We start from the raw sequence: 8,755 nt of genomic DNA on the forward strand, positions 1-8,755 counted from the left end.
ACATTCAGTGGACGTTAAACAGATGCTTGTGGAGGGGAATCTGGACGGGGTTTCAAGACAGAGATGACTTGAGACTAGACAAACCCAATGAAGCAAGAATCCCCCGTTATAATCTTTGATTTAACGGTGGGAGTGTCAAAGTGTGAACTATAGATGCACCCTGATGATTGGGGGAGCCGCCACGGTGGCTCTCTTTTTTGTTGGGAATTTTTCGTGCGATCCTAAAGGGTGATGTGATCTTTTTAGGACAAGACTATGACGACACTGCACGATCGCCTCGTTGCTGCGGGAGCGCAGTTTGATGCGGTGACCCCCTCGATTCCCTGGAGTTTTGGCAATGAGGCGGCGGCTCAGGCTGCCCTAGAGACGGGGGCGGTGATTTGCGATCGCACCCATTGGGACAAGCTCCAGATTACCGGCGAGGATGCGAAACAATTTCTCCACAACCAAACGACGAATGCGATCGCTGCTCTCCAGCCCGGCCAAGGCTGCGAAACGGTGTTTGTCAATTCCACCGCTCGCACCCTGGATCTCGCTACTGTGCTTTGTGATCAGGCGGGGCTATGGCTTGAACTGTCCCCCGGCCAGGCGCAACCCCTAGCCCAGTGGATGGATCGGTATATTTTCCCCATGGATCGGGTGGCGATCGCCGATGTTTCCGCTGATTACGCTCTTTTGACGCTAATGGGGCCAAACGCTGAAACCGTCCTCGCCGATGTCGTGGGTGACTCCGATCCGGCTCCTCCCTACAGTCACCGCACGATCGCGCGATCCGATTTCAGCCTGCGCCTGGTGAAGAGTACGGGCCTTGATCTACCGGGCTATACCCTGTGGGTTCCCGTGGCTCAGGCGGCGGATCTGTGGGATCAACTGACCGCTGCGGGGGCAGTGCCGATGGGCGATCGCCTCTGGCAAACGCTGCGGATTCGCCAAGGTCGCCCCCAACCCGGTACGGAACTCACCGACGATTACAACCCCCTCGAAGCAGGGTTATGGCGGGCGGTGTCCTTCACGAAGGGCTGCTACATCGGTCAGGAGACGATCGCCCGTTTAAACACCTATCAGGGCGTGAAACAGCGGCTTTGGCAGATTAACCTGCCTGGCCCGGTGGCGGCAGAGACCCCGATTTTGGTGGCGGGGGCAAAGGTGGGACGGGTAACCAGTGCGATCGCGACGGAGGGCGGGGCGATCGCACTCGGTTATGTGCGCACCAAGGCCGGCGGCGCAGGGTTAACGGTGCAAATCGGCGACCTGACCGGCGAACTCGTCCCCGCCCCCTACCTCAGCCACGACTACTACAAACCTCAACCCGCAACGTCATCGAAACAAGGGGCTTAAGTCCCTTGCCCGCGCTGCAACTTTTCCTAAAACCCCTCACCCTAACCCTCTCCCGCAGGAGAGGGCTTTCGGCTCCCTTCTCCCGGCGGGAGAAGGGCCGGGGATGAGGGAGGTTTATGGAGCGGATTGTCTATTAGGCCCCTTGCGCTGCAACCGCAGCCAGGGCCGCTCCACCACTGCCCACCATTGCCCCGGTAACGTGCTGCTACGGCTGCCGTTGGGGGCGGTGAGGAGGGCTTGTACTTGCTCGATCTGGGCAAAGGTGGGGGCGTGGGGTAAGTGGTGGGCGAGACACTGCCGGATTACGCGCCGTTGAAGGGCGAGATGATGCTCGTTGAGGGTGGGACGATGGAGGCGGGGCGGGTCGGGGTGATAGGTCTGGTGATAAAGTTGGCGGGCTTGCGCTTCGAGGTAGTCTACATCGGTGTGGAGGAGTTCGGCGGTGTGGGCGATCGCCTGCTCGATCTGGGGGTTGAAGTGGGTTTTTAACTGGGGGATGATCTCGTGGCGGAGGCGATTGCGGGCGTAGGCGAGATTTTCATTAGCCACATCATGCCAGATGGGGAGGTGGTGGGTGTGGCAAAATTGGGCGGTTTCGGTGCGGGTGACGGTGAGGAGGGGGCGCACGAGGGTGACGGTGGGGCTGAGGGGACGTTGCCAGGGGAGCGATCGCAGGCCATCGGCTCCCGCGCCGCGAATCAGATGGTAGAGGGTGGTTTCAGCGCGATCGCTTTGGGTGTGGCCCGTGAGGACGTAGGGATAGGCGTGCGTTTCGGCTAATGCGGTGAGGGCAGCATAGCGCCAATGGCGGGCAGCGGCTTCGGTTTCGGGCAGATTCTCCGCCGTGGCGTGATAGATGGGCAGATTATACCCAGAGGCGATCGCCGCCACATGGTCAGCAATCCCCGCATCCGTCGCCCAGCCGTGGTCACAATGGGCCACCGCCAGCGACCAACCCCAACGGGACTGTAGATCCAGCCCCAACCGCAGTAAACAGAGGGAATCTTGACCTCCGGACACAGCCAAAAGGAGGCGAGTGTGGGGGGGAATCAGCGATCGCTGACGAATTACCTGATGAACTCGACTATGAAGATCGCTCCACACCCTAGCTCAACTCGTCGATATCCTGCCAAATATCCGCAATCACATCATCTTGGCCCGATGCCTCCGAACTGTTAGCGGTATCTAGATCCCCAAAGTCGAGATCATCCTCGTCATCCCCAGACAGGCCCCAATCCGTGTCATCATCGCCAAAAATATCATCAGCATCTTCGAGCACAACATCCTCCGAGGCCGCAGCAACCGCAGGGCTAGGTTCTAACTCATCCTCGTCAGATACATCAAACAGACTGTCATCATTGCCTAATTCACCAAAGGGATCATCCTCGTCATCCTCTAGCGTCTCCTCCTCGCCAAACAGATCCCCACCCAGGTCAAATTCATCATCATCGTCATCGCTGTCAAGATCCACCGGAGCATCGGCAAAGACATCATCCACGAGGGCATCGGCATCGGCATCGTCCCCGAAAATATCGTCTTCATCGTCCGCTAACTCGCCAAAAACATCCTCTTCATCGTCGTCGATCCCAGGGGGTTCGGGGGCGGCGATCGCTTCCGGTTCCGCTTCACCGTCGTCCAACTCACTCCCAAAGAAATCATCCTCATCCGTAGCGGCTGCCGGACTCACGGCAAAATCATCATCATCGTCATCATCCGACCAAAATTCGGCGGCCGCTTGTTCCACATCCCCGGAATCATCTAGATCGAGGGATTCGCCAAAATCAAGCTCCTCCTCGATTTCGTCCGGTGCATCCAGCGTCGGGGTAAAGAGATCATCCTCAGCGGTGAGGTCGAACGCATCACCGCTGCTCTCAAGCTCCTCCGCCACGGGTTCCGGTGCAGCCTCAACGGGATTCGGGTCAAGCACCGGGCTGGGGTCAGGAACAGCCGTGACTAACTCATCCTTTTCGAGGATGGGCGGTGTGATCACAGGGGGCGAGGGGGCAGCCGGGGTGGGGGTTGGGGATGGAGGTTTTGGGGAAAGGGTTTGGATTTCGTCCGGGCAAAAGTCAATACTGATTTTCACCCTACCTTTGAGCCAGCGATTCGCCCCAAACTTTAAGGCTTCGCAGGAAATCCCTTCTGGATTGAACCATCCTTCTTTTTCGACGGTGATGCCTCCTAGCCCATATTCCAAGAGTTGGGTTTTCAATGCTGTTGCGATTTCGCTGACGCGGAATGTACGATGTCCAATAAAAATTTGGGCAGATTCATCAACCGACAGCACCTCATCACCGTCAAGGGGTTCAAAGCGATTTTCCACAGTTCTCTTACTCCACTGGTTAAGCGTGTTTTCGTTAACCTGCCGGATGGGGACAGGGCGGGTCTTAAATGACACTAAAAGTTTAGGGTGAAAGTCTCCGTCTGCGGTAAAAGTGACGGGAATTTTTTTCTCACCCTAGAAAAACCATCCGTAGGAATGCAACCCTTTTCCTAGCAAATTCACCCCAAGATAGCAAATCCACACGACAATGAAGCCACTGGCGGCGAGAATGGCGGGTTTGCGGCCTTGCCAACCGCGAGTGATCCGGGCGTGGAGATAGGCGGCAAACACGAGCCAGGTAATTAAGGCCCAGGTTTCTTTCGGGTCCCAACTCCAGTAGGAACCCCAGGCTTCGTTGGCCCAGACGGCTCCGGCGATGATGCCGATGGTGAGGAGGGGAAAGCCGAGGCCGATGATCCGGTAGCTGAGGTTGTCGAGGGTGGCGGCGAGGGTGAGGCGTTGGGGGGAGAGGAGGGTGGGGGTGGGGGTTTCGAGTTTGGGGAGGGTGGCGGTGGTGCTGCCGCTGGTGGTGGGGGTGCTGTCGAGTTTGGGGAGGGTGGCGGTGTGGCGCTGGAGCCGATCGCTGCCGCCGCCGTAGGAGCTACCGGTGAGGGTGACGGCTTGGCCGGTGGTGACGATCAAGAAGGCGATCGCTAACACTGCCCCCACCATCAAGGTGGCGTAACTGAGCATCATCACACTGACATGCATCATCAGCCAGTTGGATTTGAGGGCGGGGACGAGGGGTTCGGCCTGCTGCATTTCCGCCGGCAGGGTAAGGGCGGCGAAGGCGGTGATTCCCATGGCGAGGGGAGCGGTGAAGACTCCGACGAGGCGCGATCGCGTCATCGCTTCGGCGACGAGGTGCATCGTGGTCACACCCCAGGCCAGGAAAAAGAGGGATTCGTAGAGATTGCTGAGGGGAAAATAACCCGCATCGATCCAGCGGGCCCCCAGGAGGACGGCGATCGCTAGATTGGCGCTGGCCATGCCAGCCGTGCCTAAACTGCTGAGGTAGGGAATGTTCGGGAAGGCTGCCCCCGACCAATACAGCAGCAGGGTTATGAGTAAAACGGCAAAGGAGCCATTATTAAGGGTTTGTTGTAGCGTAATTAAATCCATAACAGATAATGACAAAATTGTCCGGCAGAATACCTTAATCGGCTTCCATCGGTGGATGAATAACCTCATATTTAACATCCTATCGGCTTTGTTCCGAAGCAAACGACAGCCTCGGAGAAATTTGAGCGCCGGGGATGGGGGGCGATCGCCCCCCGATCACGGCAAAATTCCCACGATCAGCACCGGAAAAATCAGCGGCGATCGCCCAGAACGTCGAAGGGGTATTGTATGCTGTTGAATTAGTCTCCCTTTAGTCCCGATCGTTATGTCCCCGTCGCTCACCGCCGCCCGACAACTGTTAGAGTCTTACAGTTGCATTGAACCGAAACTCCCCAGCTCCGAGGCTGACCGTCAAGCACTCCAGACCGCCCTCCGGCAAATCGTGGCCGAAGCGGAATCGGAAAACTTCGGGATCTGTGCTGACAATCAAAAACAGGGCTATCAGGTGCTGGCCAGTTATTTAACCGCCTGTGGGTATACCGTGCCCTTTGACGTGGATGCGATCGCCGACCCCGCCCCCGACCCCGCCTACATCAAATTCAGCACCGCCACCCTCAAACACTACACCGACCAATACACCGGCAGCTATCGCGGCGTGCTCGTCTCCTGCCAAGCCGAAGACGATCAGATCAACGGCACTTACGGCCACCTCCCCCTCGATCTCTTCACCCCGCTCTAAACCCCCAACCCCCCCCTGACCCCCACTCACTGAAAACATCTTTCTTGGTTTCCCATGTCCACCCCCCAAACTCGACGACAACACAGCTTCATCCTCGGATGTTGGCAACTTGATGATCGCAGTTGGACATCCCTCCCCCTCGATGAAGTAGAGCGCGTCATCGACACCTATCTTGCTTGGGGTGTTAACACCTTCGACACCGCCGACATCTACGGCCGCAGCGAAAAACTGCTCGGCCAATTTCTCAAAGGCCGCGCCGACACCAAAATCTTCACCAAAATGGTGTTTTTCCGCGAAATCCCCACCGCCCAACAGATTCAATACAAACTCGACAACTCCCTGCGCAACCTCCAACGGGACTACCTCGACAACGTCCAAGTCCATTGGCACAGCCCCAGCCTTGACTTCGCCCCCCTCTGGGACACCCTGCGCACCCTCCACGACCGGGGCAAAATTCGGCAGCTTGGCGTGACCAACTTCACCACCCCCATGCTCAAGCAGGCTCTGGCATACGCCCCGATCAGCACCCACCAAGTTCAATACAGCCTCATCGATCGCCGCGTCGAAAACACGATGCAAGCCCTCTGTTTAGAGCGTGGCATTACCCTACTTCCCTACGGTGCGATCGCAGGTGGATTTTTATCCGATAAATTTGTCAACGTCCCCCACCTCAGCCAAGAATTTGACCACGCCCGCAGCTTCTACTACAACACCATGATCGATCACCACGGCGGCTGGTCGGGGGTGCATCAACTCCTGCAAGTGATGGCGAAAATCGGCAAATCCTACGACCTCAGCGTCGCCCAAGTCGCCCTGAACTGGCTCCACCATCAACCTGGCGTAGGACAAATCATCACCGGCCTGACAACCCACCGGCCCCAAATTCAGCAAAACATGGAAGCCCTCGACCGGGACATCTCCGCCGCCGACCTCCAAACCCTCGCCGACACCTCCACCGCTCTCATTCCCCAACAGGGCGATATCTATTCCTACGAGCGCGGGTGAACGTTGCTAGGCAAAGCGACCCAATGGCGATATAAGTAATCGTGAAGTCTGTACATCCCACGATGAATCTACACCTTGTTTCGACTACACCCTTTACGGATCAAAAGCCCGGCACATCGGGCCTCCGAAAATCCGTCCCCACCTTTCAAAAACCCCATTATTTAGAAAATTTTATCCAAGCCATTTTTGACAGCCTCGACGGGTGCGAAGGACAAACCCTCGTCGTCGGTGGCGATGGCCGGTACTACAATCGCACCGCGATCCAAATCATTTTAAAAATGGCCGCCGCCAATGGCATTGGTAAAGTCCTCGTGGGCCAAGGCGGTATTTTATCCACCCCCGCCACCTCCTGCATTATCCGTAAAGAGCAAACCTTTGGGGGAATTATCCTTTCCGCGAGTCATAATCCGGGCGGGCCGGAGGGGGATTTTGGTGTGAAATATAACACTGGCAACGGTGGCCCTGCCCCGGAAAAAGTCACCGAAGCGATCTACGATCGCAGCAAGACCATCACCGAATATAAAATCCTCTCCGCTGGAGATGTGAACCTCGATCGCCCCGGTTCCTTTAAGCTGGGCACGATGGATGTGGAGGTGATGGATTCCGTTGTGCCCTACAGTGAGTTGATGGCGGAATTGTTTGATTTTGACCGGATTCGAGCGTTTATCAAGGGCGGCAATTTTCGGATGTGTATTGATTCGATGCACGCGGTCACCGGCCCCTACGCCAAGGCAATTTTTGAAACGCAACTGGGCGCACCGGAAGGCACAGTGATCAATGGTGTCCCCCTGGAAGACTTTGGCCAGGGCCATCCTGACCCGAATTTGGTCTATGCCAAGGAGTTAGTAGAGGTGCTGTTTGGGGACAATGCGCCGGACTTTGGCGCGGCATCGGATGGGGATGGCGATCGCAACATGATCCTCGGTCGTCACTTCTTCGTCACCCCCAGCGACAGCCTCGCCGTCCTCACCGCCAACGCCACCCTCGTCCCCGGCTATCAAAACGGCTTAACCGGCGTGGCTCGCTCGATGCCCACCAGTGCCGCCGTCGATCGCGTCGCCGCCAAACTGGGCATCGCCTGCTACGAAACCCCCACCGGCTGGAAATTCTTCGGCAACTTGCTCGATGCCAATCAAGCCACCCTCTGCGGTGAGGAAAGTTTCGGCACAGGCTCGAACCATGTGCGCGAAAAAGATGGTCTCTGGGCGGTGCTGTTCTGGCTGAATTTACTCGCCGTCACGGGGAAATCCGTGGAGCAATTGGTGACGGAACATTGGCAAACCTACGGCCGCAATTTCTATTCCCGCCACGACTACGAAGAAGTCCCCTCCGAACCCGCCCATGAGTTAATGGAGCGGCTCCGGGCGGGCTTGGGGGCAATGCCGGGGACGCAGTTGGGAGCTTATACCGTAGACTATGCCGATGATTTCAGCTATACCGATCCCGTGGATGGTTCCGTGAGTCAAAAGCAGGGAATTCGGATTGGTTTCACCGATGGGTCACGGATCATCTTTCGCTTGTCGGGAACCGGGACAAAAGGGGCAACCTTGCGGGTCTACATCGAAAGCTACGAACCCGATCCGGCCAAGCACGGCCAAGATACCCAAGCGGCGTTACGTGATCTGATTCAACTGGCGGAACAGGTGGCGAAAATTAAGGAATTCACCGGGCGCGATCGCCCCACGGTGATTACTTAACCCAACGTGGACGCTAAGGGCTTTCACTCCCTTTTTTACCCCCTCACCCCAAACCCCTCGCCCATGGGCGAGGGGTTTGGGATCTGTCCATGATGATTTCTGAAATTGGCCTCGCTTCAGGTTGAGGCTGCGATCGCAAATAATGTGAAAATTCTTTTACCTTGCATAAAAATGATTTCAGCTTCCTATACATACTACAAAAGATGCAAAATTTATGTTGTGTTTGAACATTAGTCAAGAATTCATCCTAGCTTTATAAAAAAGAGGCGATCGCGTCTGATTTTTTTACTAAATCTTGATAGATCGAGCGGAATTTCGTTGCTACTGTTAAATCATCGGCTGAGATTTTATCTATCTTGGCTTAACAGTTATCTAACGTTTACTGTTAGTTGAAGGTGCATCGTGTTAGCACAATATTTGCAGGGTTTATTGGGCGATCGCAAAAATAGCCGGGATGACGAGCTAGTCACCTATGCGTACAACCCCGCATGGGAGCAAAAAAAAGATGACTATAACGAAGCCTGGGTGAAACGATGGCTCCACGCCACAGCCGTGCCCCTCACCCCTTCCACAGCACCCCCGCCCCCCAAC

The 8,755-nt window shown here is 56.4% G+C and carries 8 protein-coding genes; 5 read left to right on the forward strand and 3 right to left on the reverse strand.

Annotated features, from left to right (window positions below):
- The first annotated feature begins 255 nt into the window (after positions 1 to 255).
- Complete coding sequence (gene ygfZ, locus PN477_RS09230; RefSeq protein ID WP_272115684.1) at positions 256 to 1,338, forward strand: CAF17-like 4Fe-4S cluster assembly/insertion protein YgfZ; 1,083 nt, start codon at positions 256 to 258, stop codon at positions 1,336 to 1,338.
- A gap of 114 nt (positions 1,339 to 1,452) precedes the next feature.
- Here the strand turns inward: ygfZ and tilS are convergent, their stop codons facing one another.
- The 3 genes from tilS to ccsB form a co-directional block, all read right to left on the reverse strand.
- Positions 1,453 to 2,442, reverse strand: a complete 990-nt coding sequence (gene tilS, locus PN477_RS09235) for a tRNA lysidine(34) synthetase TilS (protein ID WP_272115685.1) — start codon at positions 2,440 to 2,442, stop codon at positions 1,453 to 1,455.
- Between the two features lies 1 nt (position 2,443).
- Entirely contained in the window at positions 2,444 to 3,661 is a 1,218-nt protein-coding gene (locus PN477_RS09240; protein WP_272115686.1) for a KGK domain-containing protein, read from the reverse strand.
- A 135-nt stretch (positions 3,662 to 3,796) separates the two neighbouring features.
- Positions 3,797 to 4,783 carry a c-type cytochrome biogenesis protein CcsB gene (ccsB, locus tag PN477_RS09245; RefSeq protein WP_417158781.1) on the reverse strand — a complete coding sequence of 329 codons (987 nt, stop codon included), beginning with the start codon at positions 4,781 to 4,783 and terminating at the stop codon, positions 3,797 to 3,799.
- A gap of 265 nt (positions 4,784 to 5,048) precedes the next feature.
- Here ccsB and PN477_RS09250 point away from each other — a divergent pair, with 265 nt between their 5' ends.
- The 4 genes from PN477_RS09250 to PN477_RS09265 all read left to right on the forward strand — a co-directional run.
- Positions 5,049 to 5,462 (forward strand): DUF1824 family protein, encoded by a 414-nt coding sequence (locus tag PN477_RS09250; protein ID WP_272115688.1) that lies wholly within the window; start codon positions 5,049 to 5,051, stop codon positions 5,460 to 5,462.
- 54 nt (positions 5,463 to 5,516) lie between these two features.
- Complete coding sequence (locus PN477_RS09255) at positions 5,517 to 6,467, forward strand: aldo/keto reductase (protein ID WP_272115689.1); 951 nt, start codon at positions 5,517 to 5,519, stop codon at positions 6,465 to 6,467.
- 62 nt (positions 6,468 to 6,529) lie between these two features.
- Entirely contained in the window at positions 6,530 to 8,164 is a 1,635-nt protein-coding gene (locus PN477_RS09260; RefSeq protein ID WP_417158782.1) for an alpha-D-glucose phosphate-specific phosphoglucomutase, read from the forward strand.
- 402 nt (positions 8,165 to 8,566) lie between these two features.
- A partial coding sequence (locus tag PN477_RS09265) for a hypothetical protein (RefSeq protein WP_272147200.1) occupies positions 8,567 to 8,755 on the forward strand: 189 nt, incomplete at its 3' end.

The organism is Spirulina subsalsa CS-330, assembly GCF_028330765.1.
Classification (GTDB): domain Bacteria; phylum Cyanobacteriota; class Cyanobacteriia; order Cyanobacteriales; family Spirulinaceae; genus Spirulina; species Spirulina subsalsa_A.

Excerpts from the sequence above, each read along its gene's own strand:
- ygfZ (WP_272115684.1), top strand. The coding sequence starts at position 256 with ATGACGACACTGCACGATCGCCTCGTTGCTGCGGGAGCGCAGTTTGAT.
- ccsB (WP_417158781.1), bottom strand. The coding sequence starts at position 4,783 with ATGGATTTAATTACGCTACAACAAACCCTTAATAATGGCTCCTTTGCC.
- PN477_RS09250 (WP_272115688.1), top strand. The coding sequence starts at position 5,049 with ATGTCCCCGTCGCTCACCGCCGCCCGACAACTGTTAGAGTCTTACAGT.
- PN477_RS09255 (WP_272115689.1), top strand. The coding sequence starts at position 5,517 with ATGTCCACCCCCCAAACTCGACGACAACACAGCTTCATCCTCGGATGT.
- PN477_RS09260 (WP_417158782.1), top strand. The coding sequence starts at position 6,530 with ATGAATCTACACCTTGTTTCGACTACACCCTTTACGGATCAAAAGCCC.